The following is a 23,738-nucleotide window of genomic DNA, read 5'->3' as shown; positions in this document are numbered from 1 at the left end:
CTGTTAAGACCTGTGTCAGGTGTTCATCGAATCGAAGAACTCGCCGTTTGTCTTCGTCTGTTTCAGCTTGGACAGCAGGAACTCGATAGCGTCGGTGGTCCCCATCGGGTTGAGGATGCGGCGCAGAACGAAGGTCTTGGCCAAGTCCCCCTTGTCGACCAGCAGGTCCTCCTTCCGCGTACCGGATTTGAGGATATCAATGGCCGGAAATACACGCTTGTCTGCGATCTTACGATCCAGAACGATTTCCGAGTTACCCGTGCCCTTGAATTCTTCGAAGATGACCTCATCCATCCGGCTACCGGTATCGATAAGCGCGGTGGCGATAATGGTCAGCGAGCCACCCTCTTCAATGTTCCGCGCAGCACCAAAGAACCGCTTGGGCCGTTGCAGAGCATTCGCATCCACACCACCGGTCAGAACCTTACCCGAGGATGGGACCACGGTGTTAAACGCCCTACCAAGTCTTGTGATCGAATCGAGAAGAATAACAACATCTCGTTTATGTTCGACCAAACGCTTGGCTTTTTCGATCACCATCTCGGACACGGCGACGTGGCGCGTTGCAGGTTCATCAAAGGTCGAGGACACAACCTCACCCTTCACCGAGCGCTGCATGTCGGTCACCTCTTCGGGCCGTTCATCGATCAGCAGAACGATCAGGTAACACTCCGGGTGGTTCTGTTCGATCGAATGCGCGATGTTCTGCAGGATCACGGTTTTACCGGTCCGCGGCGGCGCTACGATCAACGAACGCTGGCCTTTACCAATAGGTGAGACCAGGTCGATCACACGGGCCGACTTGTCCTTGATGGTCGGATCCTCGATTTCCATCTTCAGACGCTCATCCGGGTAAAGCGGCGTCAGGTTGTCGAACAGGATCTTGTGCTTGGCCTTCTCAGGATCTTCAAAGTTGATCTTGGTGACCTTGGTCAGCGCAAAATACCGCTCACTATCGTCGGGCGCTTTGATTTCGCCTTCAACGGTGTCACCGGTCCGCAGCGAATGCTGGCGGATCATGTCAGGCGAGACGTAAATGTCGTCCGGACCCGGCAGATAGTTCGCCTCAGGCGAGCGCAGGAAGCCGAAGCCGTCTTGCAGGACCTCAAGAACGCCATCACCGCCGACGGTCCAGCCCTCATCCGCGCGTTCGCGCAGGATCTGGAACATCATTTCGCCCTTGCGCATGGTCGAGGCGTTTTCGATCTCCAGCTCTTCGGCCATCGCCAGAAGATCTTTGGGGCTCTTGGCTTTCAGATCGGCCAGATTCAGGGATTCATTGGACATGATGCATACCTTCACCGCGGACTGCGGTTCGAAGTGGAATTTTAGTACGGAAAAGACGCCGCCCGGACGGGCGTGTTGACCCCTACATAGTTGCGTCGATCTACGGAGTCAAACAGGCTCTTGCTGGAATGGCCCTCAGAACTTCAGAATGACCGCCAGAACGATGACAACCATCAGAACTGTCGGAACCTCGTTCATCATGCGATACTGCCGCCCAGTGAGCTTGTTTCGCCCCTCAGCGAAGTCCTTGCGGCGGGCCATCAGCCAATGATGAAACCAGGTCATACCAATCACGGCCGCACCCTTGAGCCAGGGCCATGCAAAATCCCAGCCGACGATGCCCGGTGTGAACACCATGATCAGACCACAAACCCAGGCCACGATCATCGCAGGGCGCATGATCACGCGAAGCAGCTTCTCTTCCATTTCAAAGAAGATAGTCTCGGCCCCGTTAACCGCTTGCGCTTTTTCTACGTGATAGACGAACAGACGGGGAAGGTAGAACAATCCTGCCATCCACGAAATCACCGCCATGATATGAAGGGACTTCACCCACGGGTATATCGTGAAAAGAAGATCAGTCATCTTGGCTCCGGGTGCTTCTCGGAACTCTCCCTAATAAAAAAAAATGAAAGAAGAAAGGAAGATGGTTTTGTAGGGTGGGTAAAATCCGTGGATTACTTTTTTACCCTTTGGTTTTCCCCAAGTGGACAGTTTCGCACGAGATTTGAGCGATTCTGTGAATTTCAAAAATAATCAAATTAAAACATATAGTTAGTTCTGAATTCTGAAGATGTATCTGGGGATAACACCATGAACAAATCCAGATGTCCCGGTTATCCGCGGTTTCCAAGTTACCCTTACCCCGATTGGATGATGTTTGAGCGACTCAGGGAAGTTTTTCGCGAAATTCCCGGGCTTGCGTGTCAATCTGAAAACCATACAAAGCGTCCAAGACCGCTCAACGATTTGCCCACGGGGTTGTCCACATGTCTGTCCCCATTGTCCTGGCCTCAGGATCCTCTATTCGCGCGCAGTTGCTGGAAAACGCAGGCGTGCCCTTCTCTGTTCAGATCGCCTGCGTGGACGAAGATAGCATAAAGCTTGCCTTGTTGGCCGAGGGCGCCTCGCCGCGTGATATTGCCGATGCGTTGGCGGAAATGAAGGCGCGCAAGGTGAGTGACAAGACACCCGGAGCGATGGTGCTGGGTTGCGATCAGGTTCTGGATTTCGACGGACAACTGTTGTCGAAACCTCCGACGCCCGAGGATGCCTTTGCCCAGTTGAAGATGATGCGGGGCAAACAGCACATGTTGCTGTCTGCAGCGGTGATCTATCAGGATGGTGAGCCGATCTGGCGCCATGTCGGCCAGGTGCGATTGAGGATGCGGATGAGCTCGGACGCTTATCTGCGAGACTATGTCGACCGCAACTGGGACAGCATCCGACACGCGGTGGGTGCCTATAAGCTTGAGGAAGAAGGCGTGCGCCTGTTCGCCACCATTGACGGCGACTATTTTAACGTTTTGGGTATGCCACTGTTGGAGCTGCTCAACTATCTGGCTGTCAAAGGGGTGATTGATCAATGACGGACCACAAGATTCCTCTGGCCGGAGTGATCGGGCACCCGGTGGGCCATTCCCGCTCGCCCAAATTGCATGGTCATTGGCTAAAGACCTACGGGCTAGAGGGGCACTACGTCCCCATGGACGTCGCCCCGGCTGATCTGGAGACCGTTTTGCGCACCCTGCCCAAGGCCGGTTTTGTGGGAACAAACGTGACGGTACCGCATAAAGAGGCTGCCTTGCGTATTGCAGACCACGTCTCAGACCGGGCGACCGTGATCGGGGCCGCGAATACGCTGGTATTCCGCGAGGATGGCTCGATCCATGCGGACAACACCGATGGGTATGGGTTCATGGAGAACCTGCGTGCCGGCGCACCGGATTGGAACGCCAAGGATGGCCCCGCCGTGGTCTTTGGTGCAGGCGGAGCGGCACGCGCGGTGTTGCAAGCGCTGGCGGATGCGGGTGTGCCCGAGATTCTGCTGACCAACCGCACCCGTGCCCGTGCCGATCATCTGAAAGAAGAATTTGGCCAGCGCATCACAGTTGTGGATTGGGTGCAGGCCGGCAACGTGATCGAGAACGCGGAACTTGTTGTGAACACGACATCTCTGGGCATGCAGGGCCAGCCTGAGCTGCGGGTGCCATTGGATGGGTTGCAGCCGGGCGTCGTGGTGACCGATCTTGTCTACGCGCCGCTAAAGACCAACCTGCTGAAAACAGCGGAAGAGGCCGGATGCACTGTGGTCGACGGGTTGGGCATGTTGCTGCATCAGGCAGTTCCGGGCTTTGAACGTTGGTTCGGCGTGCGCCCCGAGGTCAATGACGATTTACGCGCGGCCGTGCTGGCATGAGGTTTGCGCTTGGCCTGACAGGCTCGATCGGGATGGGCAAAAGCACCACGGCGCAGATGTTCGTCGACGAAGGCTGCGCGCTTTGGGATGCGGATGCAGCGGTGCATCGTCTTTATGCCAAAGGTGGCGCGGCAGTTGGGCCGATGGGTGAGGGTTTTCCGTCGGCTGTCGTAGAAGGCGCAGTCAGCCGTGAGGCATTGAAACGGATTATCTCCGAAGACAGTTCTGCGTTGAAACGGATCGAAGGGATCGTTCACCCTCTGGTCGCCGCAGATCGCGCCGCGTTTCGCGAAAGTGCCGTGGCCGATATTCTGGTGTTCGACATCCCCCTTCTGTTCGAAACGGGCGGTGAGGCCGCGATGGATGCGGTCGCCTGTGTTCAGGTATCGCCTGACGAACAAAAGCGCCGCGTGATGGAACGCGGCACGATGTCCGAGGCGCAGTTCGAACAGATCCGGGCCAAGCAGATGCCGAATGACGAGAAATGCGCGCGCTCAGACTATGTGATTGAAACCGACACACTGGACCATGCCCGCGCGCAGGTGCAGGATGTGGTCAGGCAAATACGGGCGGGGATGGCTGATGCGTGAGATTGTACTCGATACCGAAACCACGGGCTTTGATCCTGAAAGCGGTGACCGGATTGTCGAAATCGGCGCGGTCGAACTGTGGAACCACGTGGCCACGGGCGAGACCTATCATGTCTATATCAACCCCGAACGCGGCATGCCGGAAGAGGCGTTTGGCGTGCATGGCATCGGCCCCGACCTGCTGGAAACCCCGCGCCCGCCCGAAAAGGGCGAGGTGACGCTGAAAGACAAACCGGTCTTTGCCAAGGTCGGTCAAGGGTTTCGGGATTTTATCGGCGACGCGAAACTGGTGATCCACAACGCCTCCTTCGACATGAAGTTCCTGAACGCCGAGCTGAAATGGATGGGCCTGCCGCCGATTCCGATGGATCAGGCGCTCGATACGCTCGCCATTGCGCGCAAACGGTTTCCGGGCTCTCCGGCCTCGTTGGATGCGCTGTGCCGGCGGTTCAATATCGACAACTCGAACCGGGTGCTGCACGGCGCGCTCTTGGACTCGGAGATCCTGGCCGAGGTCTATCTGGAGCTGATCGGAGGACGCCAACCGGATTTCGGCTTGTCCACTTCGGCTGCGTCCGGTGCGGGGGGTGCAGATGACTGGCGTCCGACACCGCGCGCAACGCCCCTGCCATCCCGGATCACCGAGGATGAGCGCGCAGCGCATAAGGCATTTGTCGAGAAGCTGGGCGAAAGCGCCCTGTGGACCCGCGCCTGATCCGGTCAGGCACGGGGCTCAAGGGATTTAGGCGTCGGTCTGCTCGGCCTGTTCCGCCTGAGCGGCCTGACGGCGCATCAGCTCGTTGCGGTAAAGTGCAACAAAATCAATGTTGTCCAAGTTCACCGGCGGATAGCCACCATCGCGGGTTACGTCGCTGACGATACGGCGCAGGAACGGGAACAGCATGCGCGGGCATTCGATCATCAGGAACGGGTGCAGCTGATCTTCTGGCACGCCTTCCACGTGGAACAGCCCGCAATAGTCCAGCTCACACAGGAACAGGACATCGTCCATGCCCTTGGCTTTCGAGGTCAGCTTCAGCTTTATCGAAACTTCGTACTGATGCTCGACCTGACGCTTTTTCGCGTCCAGGTTTACCTGAACCTGAATCTCGGGCTGTACGTCACCGGACACGCCTTTTTGCGCCATGACGTTTTCAAAGGACATATCACGAATGAACTGTCCCAGAACGCGCATCTGAACCTGAGGGGCGGCTTGAGCCGCAGTGTTTTCTGCAGCGTTTTCTTCGGCCATGGATCTACTCCAAAAATGAAATTCGACACTGCTTAGCAAGTTGCGCGCGGCACCTCAATGCTGGTGGGGACCTTCTACCCATTTTGACGGTTTCGAGGGGTCCTTGCGTGGGCGCACTTCGGTAAACTCGCCGTCAATCACGTCGCCCTGATCAAACGGTTCGCGCGGCTGTTGAAAGCCCGCGCCGGGCCCCATCTGGAACTGGGTCACGGTCACTTTGGTCTTCAGATAGCGGAAAACGGCGATCCGCACGCCGGGGATTAACAGTGCAAACCCAACGGCATCGGTGAAAAAGCCGGGTGTCAGCAGCAACGCGCCGGATAGAAGGATCATTGCGCCATGTGCCAAGGGCTCGGTCGGGTCGTCCAGAGTGGCGAAGGATTGCTGCAATTGCCCAAGCGCCATGCGACCTTGTGTCCGTACCAATGTGGTGCCCAGAACCGCCGTCAGAACCACGATGGCAAGGGTTGGCCACAAGCCGATCAGACCGCCAACCTGGATGAACAGGGCGATCTCGAGGATCGGAACCAATAAAAATGCCAAGAACAGGTACATTTGCGTTATCCTTTACCTATGGCCGAACTGTGGACTTGCCACCAACTGTCACCTACATAGTGGCAGGAGGCCGCGTACACAAAGTCTCGGTTCTGAAAAGAGGATGAAATGAACGAACCCATGATCCAGCTGCTGGTACTGGCCGGAATTGCCGTTTTCCTGATCCTGCGTTTGAAAAGCGTGCTGGGAACGCGTGAAGGTTTCGAAAAACCCCCTGTTCCGCATCAGCCCGATGCGGGTACGTCCCGTCGTGATTTCGAGGTGATCGAAGGCGGTCCGGATCATGACATCACAGACCACGTCCCCGAAGACAGCGAGCAAGCGCATACCCTGGCCGCGATGAAGCGGGTTGAGCCCAGTTTCTCGGTCAGTGAATTTGTTCAAGGTGCCCGCGGTGCATATGAGATGATCGTAATGGGTTTTGAGAAGGGCAACCTGGATGAGATCCAGCCCTTCCTGGCCGAAGATGTGTTCGAAACCTTCGTCTCGGTTGTATCCGCGCGCGAAGATCAAGGCCTGACGATCGAGGCCGAGTTCATCGGCGTGCGCGAAACCACCCTGACCGATGTGTCCTTTGACAAGGATACGAATGAGGCAGAAATCACCATGAAATTCATTGGTGAGCTGACCTCGGTCGTGCGGGACCGTGGTGGTGACATCATCGAAGGCAACCCGAACACCGTGAAACGCCAAAAGGACAGCTGGACCTTTGCCCGCGTGATGGGCAAGGACGATCCCAACTGGCTGCTTGTTGCCACGGACGCATGATTGCCACGCTCCGGTCGCTTATTCTGGTGGGTGCGATGACCACTGCCAGCGCCGCCGGAGCCGAGGCGACGCGATCCGTCCTTTCGTTTGATGACCTTCAGGGCTGGGCCGAGGATGACCACGGCGCGGCCCTTTCCGTTTTTCTGAACACCTGCGGTGATCTGAACGACCCGGATTGGCGTGCGCTTTGCGGTGTCGCCCAGACCTATGAGGGGGATGCCGCGCGATCCTTCTTTGAACTCTTCTTCCGGCCCGTTCTGGTTGAGGATGGCAACGACGGGCTGTTCACCGGGTATTTTGAGCCAGAGCTCGATGGCTCCAGAACCCGGACGGATCGGTTCAAGTACCCGATCTACAAGATGCCGCCCGAAGCGCGGGACGGACCGTGGCTCAGCCGGCGCGAGATCCTGACCAGTGATGTGATGCAGGGCCGCGGGCTTGAGATCGCGTGGGTCGATGACCCGGTTGAGCTGTTCTTTCTGCAAATTCAGGGTTCTGGCCGGGTACGCCTGCCTGATGGCGGTGCCTTGCGTGTGGGATATGGCGGCGCGAACGGGCAGCCCTACCGCTCGATCGGGGTTGAGCTGGTCCGGCGCGGCGCTTTGGGCGCCCATGCGGTCAGCGCGCAGATGATCCAGGCCTGGGTACGCAAGAACCCCGAAGCTGGGGCTGAGCTCTTGTTCCACAACCCCTCTTACGTGTTCTTCCGCGAGGTTAGCCGGGTTGCGCCGGAACTGGGGCCTTTAGGTGCTATGAACCGCTCAATCACGACCATGCGCAGCATCGCGGCCGATCCTGCCTATACGCCGCTAGGTGCTCCAGTCTGGGTTGAGAAAGACGGCAAGAAGCCCTTGCGCCGCCTGATGATCGCGCAGGATACCGGCGCGGCGATCAAGGGCGCGCAACGCGCTGATATCTTCTTTGGAACCGGCGATGAGGCCGGGCAAGCTGCCGGTCGGTTAAAGGACCCAGGTCGCATGGTCGTGTTGCTGCCGATCCAGCGAGCCTTTGCCATGGCGACGGATGACTACTGATGACCCGGCGCAAACTGACCAGCGATGAGATCGAGCTGTGGCGCAAGGTCGCCAAACAGGCTGAGCGGCTGCACCCCGAGATCCCTCAGACCGTGCATCCGACAACTCTGCCCAAACCCACGCCCAAGAAACTGCCAAAACCGCGGATTGAGGCGTTTGAGCTGGGGCAGAACCAACCTCCCAAGCCTTCTTCCAACCGGTTGAAGCCGTCGATCACCGAGACGCTGCGCGCCGCCCCCGTTCAGATGGACACAAAGGCCTTTGGCCGCATGAAGCGTGGTAAGCTCAAACCCGAGGGCAAGCTTGACCTGCATGGGATGCGGATTGACACCGCGCATCCGGCGCTCGTGCGCTTTGTGCTAACGGCGCAAGCGCAGGGTAAACGCCTGGTTCTGGTGATCACGGGCAAGGGGAAAGACCGCGACGAGCCAGGGCCGATCCCGACCCCGCGCGGTGTGTTGCGCAATCAGGTGCCGCATTGGCTATCGATCCCGCCTTTGGCGCAGGCGGTAATGCAGGTGACACCTGCGCATATCAGTCACGGCGGGGATGGTGCCTACTACGTTTATCTCAGACGTGTCCGCTAGGCTTCGCCCACCGACCGAAATAGTTAGAGACCCTCTGGCAAACCCTTGAATCCTACTGAGTAGCGACCTGCGCCTGTCCGGTCTCAGACAGAACAACCTCGGTCGCACCCGAGGGGTTGCGTTGACTGTTGGGGATCAAATAGTCGATGCCCCGGCGTCGGTTTCCAAGGGTGTTTCCAACACGCCGGGCCGAACTGAGCAGCGACAGCAAGGCGGGTGAGGTTGCAGCAACGAAATGCGAGGACTCGGCATCGCTGTTGAACGCGGTCGCGTCGATCACCTCGATCGGATATTCGGCCAGCGCCTCGATGGTGCTGATATTGCCCAGCCGTTCACTCCCCGGTGTACCGCGAATCCGGGCCGAGATATTCAGGATTTTGTCCTTTTGCGATACCATCACGACAAAGGGATCAGGCGGAGTTTTGATGCTGTCCATTTGCGAGCGAAATACGTCAATATCCAGATCGGGTGAGATCAGGAATACGCCATCAAGGTTGCGCCGCGACCAGCCGGGCGAGCGTAGCTCTGCCTGACGCATCATCTCCATCGACAGGGCACCGCCCATGGAGTGGGCGACCAGCACAACCCGTTTCACGCCGATGGATTTCAGGTCGCGGATTGTCTTCTCCAACCCGTCACGGGCGAACAACATGCTGTCCAGATCATAGGCATACCCTGCCCCGCGCGCCTGACTGGGCCAGGAATAAATCAGCACCGATCCGGGAATATCAAGGTCATGCGCCAACTGCGCCGCGCGAAACGCGGTCTCGGTATGGGTTGAGTTATACCCGTGCACGAAGATCGACACATCATCTTCTCCGCGCAGCTGGTTTGCCAACTCACGCGGGCCGGACAGGTCCGTTGTGTTGGCCAAAACAAACTGCTTTTCCGGATTGGGGTTTGCGTAAGAAAACTCCAACGTGCCTGGCGTGTGGTTTGGCGGGATTGAGACCGTCATTTTGTGGTACTGAACCCGCTCGCCCCGGTCGGCGTTAAACGTTCCGTCGGGGTTCCGCCCCCGGGTTGTGGCCGCGTAGACGGTTTCTGCGGATCCCACATTCAACGCGGATGGCACTGTCACCTGCGCAGTTCTGTCGACGCAAGCGCTCAGTGTAGCAACAGCAAGAAAGGCAATACTCAAACGCAACACGGCTCAACCCTCAAAGAAACAGAGTTTGAGTCACGGTTACCAGTTTCTGGTGCAAGGTCCAGCCGGAACGAAAATTCGCCGCCAAATCGGCGGCGAAATACAGCTGGATTTGTTACAATACGTAACGGCTGAGGTCAGTTGATTTCGTCAACTCACCCAGATTGTCATCTACGAATTGCGCGTTCACCGTGATCTCGGTCCCGGCCTGATCGGGCGCGGTGAACGAGAGTTCTTCGAACACACGTTCCATCACCGTGTAAAGCCGCCGGGCGCCGATGTTTTCAACGCTCTGGTTCACATCCGCAGCGATCTTGGCCAGCGCCGCGATGCCGTCATCGGTGAAGCTGACGGTAACCTCTTCGGTGCCCATAAGTGCGCTGTATTGGAGGGTCAGCGCGTTGTCCGTTTCGGTCAGGATGCGGACGAAATCCTCTTCTGTCAGCGCGCGCAGCTCCACTCGGATCGGCAAACGGCCCTGGAGTTCTGGCAGCAGGTCCGAGGGTTTCGCGATGTGGAACGCACCCGAGGCAATAAACAGGATGTGGTCGGTTTTCACCGGGCCATGTTTGGTGGACACCGTCGTGCCCTCGATAAGAGGCAGCAGGTCGCGCTGGACCCCTTCACGGCTGACATCGCCGCCACGCGCTTCCGCGCGCGCGCAAACCTTGTCGATCTCGTCCAGAAACACGATGCCGTTCTGTTCGACCGACTCCAGCGCCACGCGGTTGACGGTTTCATCATCCAGCAGCTTGTCGGCCTCTTCCCCGATCAGCAGGTCATAGCTTTCGGCCACGGTTACTTTCTTTTTCACCGTGCGTCCGCCGAAGGCCTTGCCGAAGATATCGCCCAGATTCATCATGCCCATCTGGCTGCCGGGCTGGCCGGGTAGGTCGAACATTGGCATCGGGTTTGAGGTGTCAGACAGCTCCAGCTCGATCTCTGTGTCGTCCAGCTCACCCGATTTTAACTTCTTGCGGAACATTTCACGGGTCGCTTCGCGGGCATCGGTGCCAGCAATGGCTTCGATCACGCGATCCTCGGCGGCCTGATGGGCGCGAGCCTTCACATCCTCACGCATGTATTCGCGGGTCTGGATGATCGCTGCGTCGGCCAGATCTCGCACGATCTGTTCCACGTCACGGCCGACATATCCGACTTCGGTGAACTTGGTGGCCTCGACTTTGATGAAGGGCGCACGGGCCAGTTTGGCCAGACGGCGGCTGATCTCGGTCTTGCCGACGCCGGTGGGCCCGATCATCAGGATGTTCTTGGGGTAGACCTCATCCCGGATATCATCGGCCAACTGCTTGCGTCGCCAGCGGTTGCGCAGAGCCACGGCCACCGCGCGCTTGGCGTCTTTTTGCCCGATGATGAAGCGGTCCAGTTCCGAGACAATCTCGCGCGGGGTCAGGTCGGTCATATGTGTTTTATCCGTCTGTTTCGAAGCGGAACCTAATCATACGTCGCGAAAACACAAGCCGATCACGAAAACATCACGACAACTCACAGAAGACACACGGATATTCGTAGTGATGTGAATCGCCATGCGAGGGTCGCGTGCGGCATAAAAAATGGCGACGGGCAAACAGGCCCGTATCGATCTTATGGAGATACCTGATCATGATGACTCGTCGTTCTCTTTTCGTGAAAGCTGCTGCCACCGGCGCTGCCCTGACCCTGGCCGGCACCACGGCTTCTGTGGCCGGTGGAGCTAAAAAGAAAGGCACGTTCGAGGGCCGTTCGAACCACATCACCACCGGTTCGGTGAAACTGGTCAAGGATGGCGATCGGTACATCGTTGAACTGGGTGAAGACTTTTCGCTGGACAACGGCCCCGACCCGCGCGTCGCATTTGGGAAAGACGGCACTTACGCCCCAGACAGCAAACTGGGCGCGCTGTTGCACCTTGCAGGTAAGCAATCCTATGCAGTCCCGCCGACCATGGATGTGTCGGGTTACAACGAGGTCTACATCTGGTGCGAGGTTGCTGGAGTGCCATTGGGCGTAGCATCGCTGAAGTAGTCACGCCGTCAGAGGTCGGGTTCGCCGGCCTCTGACACACTGTTAGGTAACGGCACAACTGTCTGTTACACTCGCCCCAAGTTATTGGAACCGGGGGCGTTTTTCATGACCAAGATAGCCAAGATCACCCTGCTGTTTGTGGTGTTTGTGGACCTGATCGGACAGGGGCTTGTCTTTCCGATCATCAACTCTCTGATCATGGAGACGAAGTCCGGTTTTCTGCCTGAAGGCACCCCCGACGGCCGTCGCCATTTCTACTATGGGCTGGTGATTGGGTGTTTCTTCCTGTCGTGGTTTCTGGGGGTTGTTTACGTATCGAAGGTCTCGGATTCCATCGGGCGCAAGAACGCGCTTCTGGTTTGTCTCGGCGGAGCGCTGGCAGGCTACGCCATTACCATCGCCTCGCTCTACCTCGATAGTCTGCTATTGCTGATCCTGGGTCGGTCGATCACTGGCTTTACGGCGGGCAATCAGCCCATCGCGCAGGCGGCGATGATCGATGGCAGTACCGATGCTGCCGACCGCGACCGCAATATGGGGTATATCGTAACCGGCGTCAGCTTTGGCCTTGTCGGAGGACCGATCATCGGCGCCGTCCTGTCGGACTCTGCCCTACTGGGCAGCTTTGCCACGCTTAGAACACCCTTCTACGGTGCCTTCGTTCTGGTGCTGATCGCCATTTTCCTCGTGCTGGCCTTCTTCAAGGACACCCGCAGCGAACGCGCGCCCTTTGTCTTTCGTCCGCGCGATATCACCGACAGCCTGATCGCTGTACGCGGTCATCCGATGGTTCTGAAAATCCTGCCGGTCTATTCCTTCTTCATGATCGCCAACGTCACCTTTTATGTGTTTGTCGACAATTTCCTGACCAGCCGGTTCGGCTATGGCGTGATTGGAGGCAGTATGGCCATGGTCGTCATCGGCTTTGCTCTGGCCTTTTCTAGCACCTTCCTTGTGAAACCCGCGCAAGAGAGGTTCAGCAAGCACAAGATCATCTATGTCTCACTGATCACGATGGTGATCTGCGGGCTTGCGTTCGCCTTCAGCCCCAGCGGCGCGCTGAGTTACATTCCGGTCTTCTTCTTTTACTTCTTTTTCGGTGTTTCATACCCGACCCTTTTGGGTTTGTTTTCATCCAGCGTCAGTGAGGCGGATCAGGGTTGGGTCATGGGCGTGACCACCGCAGTTTTCTGCCTGGCCGGAGGGGTTATGTCCCTGATCGGTGGCGGGCTGATGAGCATCGACATCCGCGTGCCCTACTACATCGTGATCATTGCCGCGATCTTTGGGTTGATCGGGATGCACCGCCGATGGAAAGGCGAAGAGATCAAGGCGCTGCTAGCTTGAGGCTGTTTTGCGTTTGATTTGAATCGAAATACGCTGCCTCTCGGTTCGGTCAAGTGCGCATTTCGATCCAGTGTTTTGGTGAAACGCAGAACGCCCTAGATCGTCTCGACCGTCAGGTTACCGTTGGTATAGACGCAAATGTCGGCAGCAATCGCCATTGCCTCGCGTGCAACCGTTTCGGCAGGCTTGTCGCTGTCCATCATCGCGCGCGCAGCGGCGAGGGCGAAGTTGCCACCCGATCCGATGGCGGCCACGTTGTGTTCCGGCTCGAGCACGTCCCCTGCCCCGGTGATCACCAGCAGGTCTTTGCCATCGGTGACGATCAGCATCGCTTCGAGCTTTTGCAGGTATTTGTCGGTGCGCCAATCCTTGGCCAACTCGACCGAGGCGCGGGCCAGTTGGCCAGGGGTGGCCTCAAGCTTGGCTTCCAGCCGCTCGAGCAGAGTGAAGGCATCCGCTGTCGATCCAGCAAAGCCTGCCACAACCTCGAATCCACCGGGTGACAGGCGGCGGACCTTGCGGGCGGTGCCCTTGATCACGGTCTGGCCCAGGCTGACCTGTCCGTCCCCGGCAATCACCACCTGGCCGTTCTTCTTGACGCCAATGATCGTTGTGCCATGCCAACCGGGAAAATCGCTGTCTGCCATCAGGGCCTCCGTTCATCACTGGCACCCTATATGGGCCGGAGCCAGCGCCAACGCAACTGTTCACAAACTGCCCAAAAGATATGCAAGAAACGCAGATCGGGTCTACCAGACTGGCAATTGTGAGACTCAGACCCCTGCACTACATGAGGCTTACAACCGACATTGGGTCGGCTGTTTCAGTTTGAAGGACTGCGCAAATGGCAAATACTGCACAAAACACTGCGCCGCTCGGAGCAGCTACCATCCTGCACGTAGTGGACGCGTTCACTGTGGCTTTCGAAAAAGCGGTTGAGTGGAACGAAACGCGTAAGACACGCAAAGCGTTGTCGCAACTGAGCGACGCTCAGCTGGAAGATATCGGTCTGACCCGTAAAGACATCATCACCATCTGATCCGTTTCAGATCAGCCGTAGTAAAGATGAGCCGCTCGTCCGAGCGGCTTTTTCTTTTCAAACCAGCCTGTATTTGCCCGACATATCAGGCAGATAGGCCTCAACCGCTGCGGTTGCGATGACGTGGCGGGTGCCTGCATCACTGTCCTCGACGTCCAGCCCGCCCAACACAGCCCGTACCTCGGCCCTGCCCCGTGGCAAATCCTGCGCGACCAGATCGCAATCCACGGCCTCGGGCTGTTGCACACCGATTGTCACCACAACGCGCATCTCTTTGTAGTCCACGCCCAAGCGCGAAAACAAAGTGATCGAGGAATGATGCAGCGCGTCCTGCACCGCCCGCCGTGCGGCTTTGGTGTAATCCTGACCATAGAGGTCATTGCCGGTGCCCATCTCAAGAATGATACGTTTTTCACTCATTGCGCGAGCTCCATGTCGAAAGAGACGATGATGGCGACGTTTGCGATCACCGTGTGTCCATCGGCATGCGGTTTGTCGATGTCCAGCCCACCTCGGGTGACCGTGATGTTCGGTTGACCATAAGGGAACACGGCCTTCAGCGCCTCACGGTCCACTTTATCGGGTTGCTGCACGCCGATTTCGGCATCAATGATCATCGCCTCTTTGGGAAAATCGAACAGCTCAGCCATATTGACCGAGTTGTGCCACAGCGCATCCTTGATCGCGCGCAAGGCGGCCTCGGTATAGTCCTCACGTCGCAGGGATGTGCCCATACCAAATTCCACAAGTACTCGTGTTTTTGCCATCAAGGCCTCCGGGTCATAAAAAAGGCGCCCGGTTCGGGGCGCCTTTGATCAATCACATTCCAATCCGGATCAGATGGATTCGTCGATCCAGCTTTGCAGCGCGGCTTTGGGTGCCGCGCCCGCGCGGTTCGAGACAACCTGACCGTCCTTGAAGATGAACAGCGCGGGGATGCCGCGCACGCCCATCGCAGCGGCTGCGTTCGGGTTGCTGTCCACGTCCACCTTGGCGATTTTCACCTTGTCGCCATACTCAGCGGCCAGTTCTTCCAGTGCGGGGCCGATCTGTTTGCAAGGACCACACCATTCCGCCCAGAAGTCCACAACCACGGGAACGGTCGAGTTCTTGACTTCGGCATCAAAGGTATCGTCGGTAACGGCTACGGTCGACATATTCTGTCTCCTGAATGGGGTAAACTCGGGAAAGGAACGTAGGTGCCGCGTCGGGTAAGGTCAAGATATCTGGGCGCGGGTCAGCGATTGCGTCACAAGATCGTGTGGCAGCCACATCAACGCGGCCGTCCGCGTCCACAGGATGGCGGTACGGATGGTCTTGTCCGGGTAAATCTGACTTAAAGCCTGCGCATAGGCCCCCATCTGCCGCAACATGCCTTCGGGGCAGGCTTCTGGCTGGTCGGGCACCGTGGCATTTGTTTTGAAATCAATCACATGCACTTCGGTATCCGTTATGATCAGCCGATCGATGACACCATGCATGCGCCGCCCGTTCAGTTCCGCTGAAACGGGGACCTCGGCCAGCGCATCCGTCGCGAAGACTGGTTTCAGGTGATCCGCTGTCAGGACCTTGGTGACCTCAGACAACAACTCGGCCCTAGCCTGATCCTGCATATCGGGTAGAACTCGAGCGCACAGCATGGGCCAGTCATCCCGAGGCGCGCTTGGGAGATGTTCCAGCAGCAGGTGCAACCGGGTGCCGCGCAGCTTTGCGTCCTCTTCATCCTGCCCCGCATCACCGGGCAGCGCCTTTGCCCCGCCAAGGTCCGAGGGGCTGAGGGTTTCCGGTTCTGCGGGCGGATCCTCAGCGGGATGCTGGAAGTACGCGGGCAGGTCCTGACTTGGCTCGACGTGTTCGCTGCGTTCAACCAGCGGCAACCCCTCCCAATTGCCATGGGCCAGTCGCCGTGTCAGCGACCCCTCTATCTGTGTCGCGCCCGCGCGCTCCATTGCGGCCTCGACCATCTGATACCAGCTGGTTCCATCCTTTCCGACATCCCCAGCAGCGGCCACGATCAACCACTTTTCTGCCCGTGTTAGAGCCACATATAGCAATCGAAGGCGCTCATTTTCCTCGCGGTTCCGAGCCTCCTCACGGGCGCTGGAGATCAGCTTGGGCGAGACATCGGCGGGAACTTTCCACAGGGGCGTTCCATCCGCCACCATGATCTCGGCATCGCGCGGGGCCTGCCGTTTGCCGGTATCCGGCAGGATCACGATGGGCGCTTCCAACCCTTTTGAGCCATGCACGGTCATCACGCGGATCATGTTACCGACGCCGCTCATTTGGCGTTTTATCTCCAGATCGTCGGTCTGCATCCAGACCAGAAAGCCGGTCAGGCTGGGAATATCGGTCCGCTCATAGGCCAATGCCTGCGAGAGCAGCGCGTTGATCCCATCCTCGGCCTCAGCCCCCAGTCGACCCAGCAGTTTTCGCCGCCCGCCATGGCGGGTCAGGATACGCTCGATCAGGTCATAAGGCCTCAGAAAGTCGATCTGTCCGCGCAGATCGTTGAGGGTCGCAAGCGTTTCGGGAAACTCGTCCGAGCGATTGCGCAGCGCGGCCCACAGAAATTTCTCTTGCCGGCGATGGGCCAGATCGAAAAGAGCCTGCTCCGACCAGCCGAACAGAGGGGATTTCAGGACCGTCGCCAGCGACAGGCTGTCTTCGGGCGTGGCCAGAAAGCTTAGCAGTGCCGCCAAATCCTTGACCGCCAACTCGGCGCCGACTTTCAAACGGTCGGCCCCGGCGATGGGCAGATGCAGGGCTTTGCAGGCGCGGATGATCTCGGCAAACAGGTCCGAGCGGCGCTGGACCAGGATCAGGAAATCCCCCGGCTGAACTTTGCGGCGCACGAATGTGCCGGGCGTTTCGCCGTCTTCGGGGATTGTGGCCCCAGTGTCGATCATGTGCTTGATAGTCTGCGCCACCTGCTCGGCCAGAATGACGGTATGATGGCGCGACCCGGGCCGATCCACCGGATCAGTCCAATCGCCATCCTCGTCATCCTCGACCTTTTCCACCACGGGCCAGAGGTCTACGCGTCCCGGCAGGTCTGCCTTGAAAGCACGGTGCTGGCTTTCCTTGTGAAACCCGGCCTCGGCCTGATTTTCGAACAGAAGATCAACCAATGACAGGATCGCACTGGAGGATCGGAATGAGTATTCAAGCGTCGAATCCCTCAGTTTAGAGCCTGATTCATCAAGCTTTCGCCCAAACTCGGCCTGCATCCGGTCAAAGGCCTGCGGGTCGGCGCCCTGGAAGGAATAGATCGACTGTTTCTTGTCGCCGACCACAAAGATCGTGCGTTCAACCTCGGATCGGGCCCCTTCCCCGCTGGTAAATTCTTGCGCCAGCTTCTCGACCACATCCCATTGGTCCGGGCTGGTGTCTTGCGCCTCGTCCACCAGAATGTGGTCGATGCCGCCGTCCAACCGGTACAGAACCCATTCCGCGACCGCCGGGTCGTTCAAAACCTGTCGCGCGCGCAGGATCAGATCGTCAAAGTCCAGCCATCCGCGCAGCTGCTTACGGCGTTCATATTCCGGCAGGAAAGCTGCAGCGAAGCGATGCAAAACAGTGGTTTTTTGCGCAGCGACCAGAGCCAGCCGTTGTTCGCGCGCAACCTCAACCCGCAACATCAGCGATTCCAGCTGTGGCATGCGATCCGCCAGAACCCCTTCGCGCAAGGCTTTGGTCGGGAAGCCGTTGATCTTGGCGGTGAACGGCTCTTTCGCTCCTTTGCCCGTAAGCAAGACGCCTTCCAGCGTTGGCAGATGGGTCAGTTTTGCCTCGGTGAACGCTGCGAGTTTTGCGGCGGCCTTGGCGTTGTTGCCGCCGCTTTCGATCAGCGCAGGCAACATGGATTGGATCAGATCAACCTCACCGCCCAGAAACACCTGCCCCGCAAGGGTGTCGTCGTCAAAGCCCTCTGGCAGGCCAAATCGCTGCAGCAGGTCCGAGCGCTGCAAGGGCTGCGCGAACAGGTTCCGCTTTTGAGTCACTGCTGCGGTCAGCCTGTCGAACCCGGTATCAGTGATGAACCGCGCAATATCCTCGATCAAACCGGCCTGAGGGCCCTCGGCGAAATCCTCGATGATCTCTTCGCGCAGCAATGCGGCGGCGCGGTCCTCCATTTCGGCAAATTGAGGGCTGACACCGGCCTCAAGCGGGAAGCGACGCAGCAGTGAGGCACAGAAAGAGTGGATGGTCTGGATTTTCAACCCGCCCGGGGTCTCAATCGCACGGGCAAACAGGGTGCGGGCCTGCGCGAGACGGTCCGAGTCGATTGCTCCTTCGACGCCCAGATCCGTCAGCTGCGCCAGCAACGGCGCGTCCCCCAACATCGCCCATTCCCCCAGCCGTTTGAACAGCCGGTTCTGCATCTCGCTGGCGGCGGCCTTGGTGTAGGTCAGGCAGAGGATGTGCTGCGGTTGCACCCCGCTCAGCAGCAGACGCGCCACGCGGTCGGTCAGCACGCGGGTTTTGCCCGACCCGGCATTCGCTGCCAACCAGGTCGAGGCATCGGGGCGCGCGGCCTGCACTTGCCGCTCGGTGGCGTCGTTCCGCGCGCTCATGTCAGGTCCTCAGGGAGGGTTTCGGCGGTGCGGTCCCATTCGCCGAACCGGGCCAGATGATCGTAGTCGCCGACATCGGTGTCCTTGAGTAGCATGCGGCGGGATGAGAAGCCCTGATCAGGCTCTAAATAAGCAGAAATCAGCTCTTTCAGCTCAGCCAGCACCTTGTCGGTGGGTTCTTTTGCCAGCGGAGCCGCGACCTCTTTGTAACTGCCGCCCATACCGATGAAGATCGCCTCGGCCACGTCGGTGGGGTCGATTCCTTCGATGGCGCCCTGCTCGGCCATGGCGGCTTCGATCAACAGTTGTTTGTCGAACTTCGCCTGCTGGCTTTCGGTCGGAGGCGCGCCGGTTTTGTAGTCCACAATCCGCAACGCGCCTCGGCTGTTGCAATCGATCCGGTCGGCACGCCCTGCGATGGTGAAATCCAGAGGCTCCAACACCAGCTTCATCGCGGCCTCAAACGCCACCGGGCCGCCGTCGCCCCGGCGATTGACCTCGGCACTCAGAAAGTCGTCGGCAATCCGTTCCAGCCGCGCCAGCCATAGCTTGCGGGCGGTCGGCCAGGCGACGTGCGTTTCAAGCAGGTCATGGGCACGTTTCAGGAAGTTTTCGCGGGTCAGCAAAGCGGTATCCAGCACGCTGTCCTTGACGAAATGTTCCAGAATCTCATGGATCACGATCCCGCGCAGCAACGCATCGGGGGCCTGCACCAACGGATCGAGTGGTTTCAGACGCAGCACATGTTTGGCGTAAATCGCATAAGGATCGCGGATCAGGCGCTTGATCTCGGTGACCGAAAGGCGGCGCGGTCGAGCGGTGACCGGAGGTCTGGGCGAGGGCCGATGCGCTGCCTTTATCCGAGGGGCTTGCTCCAGTGTTTTGGCCCAGTTCAGATAGGTTCGACCCCGCGCGCGCATATCTGATAGCGCTGTCTGGCCGCCTTGGTCGGGCAGGCCCTGCAACAGGTTCGTCAGACGGTTAAGCCAGCGCGAAGGCACGGTTTCCGCATCGTCCGAGCGGGTGGCGCGGGTCAGCCAGACCTCGGGCGCGCCGATGGCCTGTTGGAAGTCATGCGCCGAAAGCCCAATCCGCCGTTCGGGCAGCAACAATCCCGCCTTGTCGCGCATCTGGCGATTCAGCCATGGGTCTGGCGCTGGGGCTTCGGGCCAGCTGCCCTCGTTCAAACCGCCGAGGACCAACAGATCCGCACCTTGCACGCGCGCCTCGAGGGTGCCCCAGATCATGATATGCGGGTGCGGGGCGTCGCGGTCGCGGACCTCTTCTCCGGCCAGAAGCGCGCCCAGCAGATCCGCGAAGTCATGCGCGGTCATAGGGCCGCCGTGATGCGCCTCATCCCGCAGATTGGTCAAGACAGACAGGGCCTTCAGACCTGCGTTCTTGTCCCACAAGGTGCCTTGATCGCCCGAATGTCCGGCCGAGATCGCCTTGGCCAGAGACAGCAATCGGTCAACCCATTCGGACAGGGGGAGTTCCCCGGTGATGTGCTGATCGCAGAAATGCGCGATGACCCAGTTCACCCAACCCTCGGGCGCTTCGGTGCGGATCGCGGATGCGTCTAGGCTGGCTTGGTCCGGGAATGGAGGGCCGTGGCGGCGCAGGTCCAGTTCGAGATCGCGGGTATGTAACAGATGAGCCCCGCGTTCACCCCCGTCATGGCACAGAGGGTGCTTTAGCAGCGTCAGCAGCGCCTCACCCTCCAGGCGACGCGCAAAAAGGCCCGCGACATGGCGCAGAAACCGGCCGGGCGGAGACAGTTGTAGCGGCAGACCTGCACTATCATCCGGTAGGATGTTCCAGCGATCCAATGCCGCGCTGACCTGCCGGGTCAGCATCCGATCGGGTGTAATCAATGCGGCGGTCTGGCCCGTCTCAGCCGCCTGTCTCAGGCGAAGGGCGATGGCAAGGGCCTCGGACCGGGGTGAGTCTGCCTCGACCAGTGTCAGGTCGCGCGTGGCCTGATCCAACTCGGTCAGCTGTGGGCCTTCGGACATCCACGCGTCGGTGATGGGGGCAGGGCGCAAAGCCAGAGAAACCAACCGGTTACGTGCGGATGAGGGCGGTTGTTCATCCGTCCAGGGCAGGACCTGGTCATGCTCCAACCCAAGCTCTCGCATTAGTTTGCGGAACCGGTACTGCGGGTGATCCTCAGAGGTCAACGCTTCATCCAGACGGTCCCAAACGGCGCGCGGCTGGTCGAAATCATAGCCCGGCAGGATCAAGGCCCCTTGTGGCAGGCGCGCGACGGCTTGCATCAGCATCAGCGTGGTGCCGCGTGATCCCGTCGAGCCGGCCAAAATGACGGGATGTTGCGGCGGAGCCTCCTGCCAGCGGTCGATCAGGTTTTCGACCACACGACGTTGCCGCGCCTGGGCATCCATCGCCTGATCGCTGGCATCGACAAAGTGATCCGCGATGCCGATAAACGCCTGCGCGCGGGCCCAATGGCCGGACATATCGCTGACATCCAGTTGGCGGATCGCGTCGGGGGACACACCCTCGCCCTGCATCTCATCAATCAAGGCGGCGAGACTGTCGGACAGGTCGAACAGCGAGGCCCGTGCGGCCAGATCAGGCTGCTGGTCGAGCAGTTTTGAGATCAGCTGGGTCAGCTCCAACCGTCGTCTCAGCGGGGGTATGGCGGGTGGAATCTGCGCCAGATTGACGCTTTCGCCCAGATCGGTGACCAGAGAAAGCCGAGGCAACAGGCATGGCGGCCCCTGATCGAATAGGTCGCGCACCCGCCGGGCCATGCGGCGTGTGTTGACCACCAATTGCACACGGGCGAGCGCGTGCGGAGGGCCAGAGGCACGCAGTCGTAGCCCGTCAACAAGCGCTTTGGGAAAATCCGTGCCGGGAGGAACGGCGAACACCCTTGGATGAGTTCTGGGGTCAAACATCCGCCAGCATCCCCTCAGCCAGAGCGATCCCTTCGGGGCGTCCGACATCACACCAACGGCCGGGATATCCCAGTGCAAATAGGCGTTTGCGGTCATGCATCTGGTTCCACAACAGGTTCAAGGAGAAGGCCTGCTCCGCGATGTGCTGCAGCCCGTCGGTTTTCAGAATCTGCACGCCGCCATACACCAGACCAGGCCCGCGCGTGATCCGGCCGTCGGCATCAGCGGTAAAGTCCCCTTCGCCCGCATGCCCGATGGTTTGACCAATCGGGACGCACATCAAAAGCGCATCCATCCGGTCCGGGTCCCATGCCTCTTGCAGCAGGCTCAGTGGGTTGGGACCAGTCCAGATCGCATCGGTGTTCAAAGTGAAAACCGGACCTGTGCCAAGCATAGGCAAAGCCGCCCGCAAACCGCCGCCGGTTTCCAGAATCTCGGGTGTCTCATGCGAAAGCAAGATACCTTTGGGCGCTAGATGCGCCTGCAACTGATCGGCGTGATAGTGGAGGTTTGCAACCACACGGGACGGATGAACGGCATCCACCAGCGCAAGAGCATGGTCGATCAGCGGGCGCCCGGCGACCTCGATCAGAGGTTTAGGCCGGTCCTTGGTCAGCGCACCCATTCGGGTGCCGAACCCGGCGGCAAACAGCATCACGGCATCGGGGGATTGGCTCATGACGCTTTCAGCCTTGCGAGGTTTTCTGCGGTTGGTTCAGGCAGGGCGTCGCGCAGGATGTTGGCAACCGGGATCAGCGCGGGATGCTCCAGATCGCGCATCAGATGCGCCCATGTGGCGGGGATCAGATCGACGTAATGTGGCTTGCAATAATCCGTGGCCAGCCGGGCAAAAACACCCAGAATACGCAGGTTTCGTTGCGCGCCGAGAACGCTGTAGGCGGTGCGGAAGTCATGGTCATCCATACCAGAGGCCGCGATATAGCGATTGACCATCTGCATTTCGATCCCGGTCGGAACGGTCCGGCGCACATCCTGCAAGAGCGAGACCAGATCATAAGCCGGGTGCCCCAGCATCGCCAGTTGGAAGTCCAGGAGCCCGACGCGCTGCACGCCTTCACGTTCCGGCAGCCAGATCAGGTTTTCGGTGTGGTAGTCCCGCTGCACGACGACTTTGGTGCCCGAGGTCTCCTGCAGCAGGATATCAGCAAAGCGTAGCTCGAACCTCTCCTGCGCGTCTTCATCGAGGTCGCCCAGAATGGCGTGTGCGTATTTGGTGAAGGCCAGAGCGGCCAGCTCGGTCATCAAAGTGGGGTCGTATGAGGGCAGGGACAGGATCGGGGCCTCATGCAAGTGCAGAAGAACATCCGTCGCTGCCTCATATAGGAGGCGTTCCTGGCTCGGGTCCTTGGTCAGAACGCGTGAAAACAGATCATCGCCCAAATCCTCCAGCACCAGAAACCCGTTGTGATTATCCTCGGCGTAAATCTCGGGCGCGCTCAGGCCCACCTCGCGCAGATGGTTCGCGATCCGGACGAAGGGTTCGACATCCTCTCCGCGATCCGGCGGGGCGTCCATCAGAACCGCTGTGCGACCCGTCGCCGGATCTGTCAGACGTTCATACCTGCGGTTCGAGGCATCCCCGGCCAGAGGCGCGCGCGTAGCATTGGCCCATGGCGTCTGTGCAATCAGGGCCTCGGCCAGCACAGTACGATCAGTCATAGAGCATTCTCCAGTTTTCCAAACCATTTCGGATCAGACCAAGACAGGGTCAGGCGGCGCGTCTCGGTCTCAACCGGGTCGGTTTGGAAGGCAAGCGTCAATGCAGTGTCGGGGGCCAGCGGCCCAAGTTTGTCGGGCCATTCCACAAGACATAGCGCAGTGTCGAAGGCTTCGGTCAGGCCCAGCTCGTCAACCTCATCTACCGAGGTCAGCCGGTAGAGGTCACAATGCCAAATCTCGCCGATCTGCGTGTCATAGGCCTGCACCAGTGTGAAGGTGGGCGAGGGCACATCCTCGGGCGGGTTCATCAGTGATTGGATGAGACTACGGGCAAAGTGGGTCTTGCCGCTGCCGATCTCACCTTGCAACAGCAACACATCCGCAGGTCTCAGGGTCGCGCCAAGACGCGCCGCAAAATCTGCGGTGTCCTGAGGGCTTTGCAGGGTGAGGGTAGCAGGTGCCGAAGTCATGGCGCCACAATGGACCTGCGCCCCAGCGGCTGCAACCCGG

The 23,738-nt window shown here is 59.2% G+C and carries 24 protein-coding genes and 1 pseudogene; 10 read left to right on the top strand and 15 right to left on the bottom strand.

Annotation, left to right across the window (positions count from 1 at the left end; translation table 11 throughout):
• Window positions 1–15: 15 nt before the first annotated feature.
• A complete protein-coding gene (rho, locus tag ACR0I8_RS03980) occupies window positions 16–1,287 on the bottom strand; it encodes a transcription termination factor Rho (protein WP_170462843.1) in 1,272 nt (423 codons plus the stop codon).
• 135 nt (window positions 1,288–1,422) lie between these two features.
• Window positions 1,423–1,872: a CopD family protein gene (locus ACR0I8_RS03975; protein WP_170689569.1), complete on the bottom strand. Its 450-nt coding sequence runs from the start codon at window positions 1,870–1,872 to the stop codon at window positions 1,423–1,425.
• A 404-nt stretch (window positions 1,873–2,276) separates the two neighbouring features.
• On the opposite strand from ACR0I8_RS03975, the gene ACR0I8_RS03970 reads away from it, so the two are divergent.
• The 4 genes from ACR0I8_RS03970 to dnaQ are packed head-to-tail and all read left to right on the top strand — an operon-like array spanning window position 2,277 to window position 5,011.
• Window positions 2,277–2,876, top strand: coding sequence for a nucleoside triphosphate pyrophosphatase (locus ACR0I8_RS03970; protein ID WP_170689571.1), 600 nt, complete (start codon window positions 2,277–2,279; stop codon window positions 2,874–2,876).
• Window positions 2,873–3,706, top strand: coding sequence for a shikimate dehydrogenase (locus tag ACR0I8_RS03965; protein WP_170689573.1), 834 nt, complete (start codon window positions 2,873–2,875; stop codon window positions 3,704–3,706). The genes ACR0I8_RS03970 and ACR0I8_RS03965 overlap by 4 nt, the downstream gene beginning before the upstream one ends.
• Window positions 3,703–4,296 (top strand): dephospho-CoA kinase, encoded by a 594-nt coding sequence (gene coaE / locus ACR0I8_RS03960; RefSeq protein ID WP_170689574.1) that lies wholly within the window; start codon window positions 3,703–3,705, stop codon window positions 4,294–4,296. The genes ACR0I8_RS03965 and coaE overlap by 4 nt, the downstream gene beginning before the upstream one ends.
• On the top strand, window positions 4,289–5,011 hold the full coding sequence (dnaQ, locus tag ACR0I8_RS03955; protein ID WP_170380196.1) for a DNA polymerase III subunit epsilon: 723 nt from the start codon (window positions 4,289–4,291) through the stop codon (window positions 5,009–5,011). The genes coaE and dnaQ overlap by 8 nt, the downstream gene beginning before the upstream one ends.
• Window positions 5,012–5,038: 27 nt before the next feature.
• Here the strand turns inward: dnaQ and secB are convergent, their stop codons facing one another.
• Together secB and ACR0I8_RS03945 are read right to left on the bottom strand one after the other, a co-directional pair.
• Window positions 5,039–5,548, bottom strand: coding sequence for a protein-export chaperone SecB (secB, locus tag ACR0I8_RS03950; protein ID WP_170380195.1), 510 nt, complete (start codon window positions 5,546–5,548; stop codon window positions 5,039–5,041).
• A gap of 54 nt (window positions 5,549–5,602) precedes the next feature.
• The gene (locus ACR0I8_RS03945) at window positions 5,603–6,103 is read right to left on the bottom strand and encodes an FxsA family protein (protein ID WP_170380194.1); all 501 of its coding nucleotides are present in this window, start codon (window positions 6,101–6,103) and stop codon (window positions 5,603–5,605) included.
• Window positions 6,104–6,211: 108 nt separating this feature from the next.
• Here ACR0I8_RS03945 and ACR0I8_RS03940 point away from each other — a divergent pair, with 108 nt between their 5' ends.
• From ACR0I8_RS03940 to ACR0I8_RS03930, 3 genes are read left to right on the top strand one after another with little or no spacing between them, the layout of a single operon-like run.
• Window positions 6,212–6,871 (top strand): Tim44/TimA family putative adaptor protein, encoded by a 660-nt coding sequence (locus tag ACR0I8_RS03940; RefSeq protein WP_170550850.1) that lies wholly within the window; start codon window positions 6,212–6,214, stop codon window positions 6,869–6,871.
• Entirely contained in the window at window positions 6,868–7,905 is a 1,038-nt protein-coding gene (gene mltA, locus ACR0I8_RS03935) for a murein transglycosylase A (protein ID WP_170380192.1), read from the top strand. Before ACR0I8_RS03940 ends, mltA begins: the two co-directional genes overlap by 4 nt.
• Entirely contained in the window at window positions 7,905–8,492 is a 588-nt protein-coding gene (locus ACR0I8_RS03930) for a Smr/MutS family protein (RefSeq protein WP_170640851.1), read from the top strand. The genes mltA and ACR0I8_RS03930 overlap by 1 nt, the downstream gene beginning before the upstream one ends.
• A 52-nt stretch (window positions 8,493–8,544) precedes the next feature.
• Here ACR0I8_RS03930 and ACR0I8_RS03925 read toward each other — a convergent pair whose 3' ends face one another.
• Both ACR0I8_RS03925 and hslU read right to left on the bottom strand, forming a co-directional pair.
• The gene (locus ACR0I8_RS03925; RefSeq protein ID WP_425084054.1) at window positions 8,545–9,573 is read right to left on the bottom strand and encodes an alpha/beta hydrolase; all 1,029 of its coding nucleotides are present in this window, start codon (window positions 9,571–9,573) and stop codon (window positions 8,545–8,547) included.
• Between the two features lie 181 nt (window positions 9,574–9,754).
• Window positions 9,755–11,062 carry an ATP-dependent protease ATPase subunit HslU gene (gene hslU / locus ACR0I8_RS03920; RefSeq protein WP_170380189.1) on the bottom strand — a complete coding sequence of 436 codons (1,308 nt, stop codon included), beginning with the start codon at window positions 11,060–11,062 and terminating at the stop codon, window positions 9,755–9,757.
• Window positions 11,063–11,262: 200 nt separating this feature from the next.
• Here hslU and ACR0I8_RS03915 point away from each other — a divergent pair, with 200 nt between their 5' ends.
• Both ACR0I8_RS03915 and ACR0I8_RS03910 read left to right on the top strand, forming a co-directional pair.
• Window positions 11,263–11,664, top strand: coding sequence for a DM13 domain-containing protein (locus ACR0I8_RS03915; protein WP_170689576.1), 402 nt, complete (start codon window positions 11,263–11,265; stop codon window positions 11,662–11,664).
• Between the two features lie 105 nt (window positions 11,665–11,769).
• Window positions 11,770–13,011, top strand: a complete 1,242-nt coding sequence (locus ACR0I8_RS03910; protein WP_170689577.1) for an MFS transporter — start codon at window positions 11,770–11,772, stop codon at window positions 13,009–13,011.
• 95 nt (window positions 13,012–13,106) lie between these two features.
• Here the strand turns inward: ACR0I8_RS03910 and hslV are convergent, their stop codons facing one another.
• On the bottom strand, window positions 13,107–13,658 hold the full coding sequence (gene hslV, locus ACR0I8_RS03905; protein ID WP_170661002.1) for an ATP-dependent protease subunit HslV: 552 nt from the start codon (window positions 13,656–13,658) through the stop codon (window positions 13,107–13,109).
• A 197-nt stretch (window positions 13,659–13,855) separates the two neighbouring features.
• Between hslV and ACR0I8_RS03900 the strand changes: the two genes are divergently transcribed.
• Window positions 13,856–14,050: a DUF1127 domain-containing protein gene (locus ACR0I8_RS03900; protein ID WP_170380185.1), complete on the top strand. Its 195-nt coding sequence runs from the start codon at window positions 13,856–13,858 to the stop codon at window positions 14,048–14,050.
• 57 nt (window positions 14,051–14,107) lie between these two features.
• Here ACR0I8_RS03900 and ACR0I8_RS03895 read toward each other — a convergent pair whose 3' ends face one another.
• From ACR0I8_RS03895 to tsaE, 8 genes and pseudogenes are all read right to left on the bottom strand, one after another.
• Entirely contained in the window at window positions 14,108–14,470 is a 363-nt protein-coding gene (locus ACR0I8_RS03895) for a Lin0512 family protein (RefSeq protein ID WP_170689579.1), read from the bottom strand.
• Window positions 14,467–14,817, bottom strand: a complete 351-nt coding sequence (locus ACR0I8_RS03890) for a Lin0512 family protein (RefSeq protein WP_170689581.1) — start codon at window positions 14,815–14,817, stop codon at window positions 14,467–14,469. Before ACR0I8_RS03890 ends, ACR0I8_RS03895 begins: the two co-directional genes overlap by 4 nt.
• A 69-nt stretch (window positions 14,818–14,886) precedes the next feature.
• Window positions 14,887–15,228: pseudogene (trxA, locus tag ACR0I8_RS03885) on the bottom strand (thioredoxin); the annotation flags it as partial.
• 39 nt (window positions 15,229–15,267) lie between these two features.
• Window positions 15,268–18,627, bottom strand: a complete 3,360-nt coding sequence (addA, locus tag ACR0I8_RS03880; RefSeq protein ID WP_480702761.1) for a double-strand break repair helicase AddA — start codon at window positions 18,625–18,627, stop codon at window positions 15,268–15,270.
• A complete protein-coding gene (gene addB, locus ACR0I8_RS03875; protein WP_170689663.1) occupies window positions 18,624–21,548 on the bottom strand; it encodes a double-strand break repair protein AddB in 2,925 nt (974 codons plus the stop codon). Before addB ends, addA begins: the two co-directional genes overlap by 4 nt.
• A complete protein-coding gene (locus ACR0I8_RS03870) occupies window positions 21,541–22,227 on the bottom strand; it encodes a nucleotidyltransferase family protein (RefSeq protein WP_170380181.1) in 687 nt (228 codons plus the stop codon). The genes addB and ACR0I8_RS03870 overlap by 8 nt, the downstream gene beginning before the upstream one ends.
• Window positions 22,224–23,228, bottom strand: coding sequence for a phosphotransferase (locus ACR0I8_RS03865; RefSeq protein ID WP_170689584.1), 1,005 nt, complete (start codon window positions 23,226–23,228; stop codon window positions 22,224–22,226). Before ACR0I8_RS03865 ends, ACR0I8_RS03870 begins: the two co-directional genes overlap by 4 nt.
• On the bottom strand, window positions 23,225–23,698 hold the full coding sequence (gene tsaE / locus ACR0I8_RS03860) for a tRNA (adenosine(37)-N6)-threonylcarbamoyltransferase complex ATPase subunit type 1 TsaE (RefSeq protein ID WP_170689586.1): 474 nt from the start codon (window positions 23,696–23,698) through the stop codon (window positions 23,225–23,227). Before tsaE ends, ACR0I8_RS03865 begins: the two co-directional genes overlap by 4 nt.
• Window positions 23,699–23,738: the final 40 nt, after the last annotated feature.

This window comes from Ruegeria sp. BG9 (assembly GCF_056538305.1).
The sequence above is the reverse complement of the archived record's forward strand: the minus strand, read 5'-3'. Positions and strand labels throughout refer to the sequence as shown.

Excerpts from the sequence above, each read along its gene's own strand:
- coaE (WP_170689574.1), top strand. The coding sequence starts at position 3,703 with ATGAGGTTTGCGCTTGGCCTGACAGGCTCGATCGGGATGGGCAAAAGC.
- ACR0I8_RS03940 (WP_170550850.1), top strand. The coding sequence starts at position 6,212 with ATGAACGAACCCATGATCCAGCTGCTGGTACTGGCCGGAATTGCCGTT.
- ACR0I8_RS03975 (WP_170689569.1), bottom strand. The coding sequence starts at position 1,872 with ATGACTGATCTTCTTTTCACGATATACCCGTGGGTGAAGTCCCTTCAT.
- hslV (WP_170661002.1), bottom strand. The coding sequence starts at position 13,658 with ATGGCAGACAGCGATTTTCCCGGTTGGCATGGCACAACGATCATTGGC.
- ACR0I8_RS03900 (WP_170380185.1), top strand. The coding sequence starts at position 13,856 with ATGGCAAATACTGCACAAAACACTGCGCCGCTCGGAGCAGCTACCATC.
- rho (WP_170462843.1), bottom strand. The coding sequence starts at position 1,287 with ATGTCCAATGAATCCCTGAATCTGGCCGATCTGAAAGCCAAGAGCCCC.
- secB (WP_170380195.1), bottom strand. The coding sequence starts at position 5,548 with ATGGCCGAAGAAAACGCTGCAGAAAACACTGCGGCTCAAGCCGCCCCT.
- ACR0I8_RS03895 (WP_170689579.1), bottom strand. The coding sequence starts at position 14,470 with ATGAGTGAAAAACGTATCATTCTTGAGATGGGCACCGGCAATGACCTC.
- addB (WP_170689663.1), bottom strand. The coding sequence starts at position 21,548 with ATGTTTGACCCCAGAACTCATCCAAGGGTGTTCGCCGTTCCTCCCGGC.
- ACR0I8_RS03930 (WP_170640851.1), top strand. The coding sequence starts at position 7,905 with ATGACCCGGCGCAAACTGACCAGCGATGAGATCGAGCTGTGGCGCAAG.
- ACR0I8_RS03865 (WP_170689584.1), bottom strand. The coding sequence starts at position 23,228 with ATGACTGATCGTACTGTGCTGGCCGAGGCCCTGATTGCACAGACGCCA.
- tsaE (WP_170689586.1), bottom strand. The coding sequence starts at position 23,698 with ATGACTTCGGCACCTGCTACCCTCACCCTGCAAAGCCCTCAGGACACC.
- ACR0I8_RS03890 (WP_170689581.1), bottom strand. The coding sequence starts at position 14,817 with ATGGCAAAAACACGAGTACTTGTGGAATTTGGTATGGGCACATCCCTG.
- dnaQ (WP_170380196.1), top strand. The coding sequence starts at position 4,289 with ATGCGTGAGATTGTACTCGATACCGAAACCACGGGCTTTGATCCTGAA.
- mltA (WP_170380192.1), top strand. The coding sequence starts at position 6,868 with ATGATTGCCACGCTCCGGTCGCTTATTCTGGTGGGTGCGATGACCACT.
- hslU (WP_170380189.1), bottom strand. The coding sequence starts at position 11,062 with ATGACCGACCTGACCCCGCGCGAGATTGTCTCGGAACTGGACCGCTTC.
- addA (WP_480702761.1), bottom strand. The coding sequence starts at position 18,627 with ATGAGCGCGCGGAACGACGCCACCGAGCGGCAAGTGCAGGCCGCGCGC.
- ACR0I8_RS03945 (WP_170380194.1), bottom strand. The coding sequence starts at position 6,103 with ATGTACCTGTTCTTGGCATTTTTATTGGTTCCGATCCTCGAGATCGCC.
- ACR0I8_RS03915 (WP_170689576.1), top strand. The coding sequence starts at position 11,263 with ATGATGACTCGTCGTTCTCTTTTCGTGAAAGCTGCTGCCACCGGCGCT.
- ACR0I8_RS03965 (WP_170689573.1), top strand. The coding sequence starts at position 2,873 with ATGACGGACCACAAGATTCCTCTGGCCGGAGTGATCGGGCACCCGGTG.
- ACR0I8_RS03910 (WP_170689577.1), top strand. The coding sequence starts at position 11,770 with ATGACCAAGATAGCCAAGATCACCCTGCTGTTTGTGGTGTTTGTGGAC.
- ACR0I8_RS03970 (WP_170689571.1), top strand. The coding sequence starts at position 2,277 with ATGTCTGTCCCCATTGTCCTGGCCTCAGGATCCTCTATTCGCGCGCAG.
- ACR0I8_RS03870 (WP_170380181.1), bottom strand. The coding sequence starts at position 22,227 with ATGAGCCAATCCCCCGATGCCGTGATGCTGTTTGCCGCCGGGTTCGGC.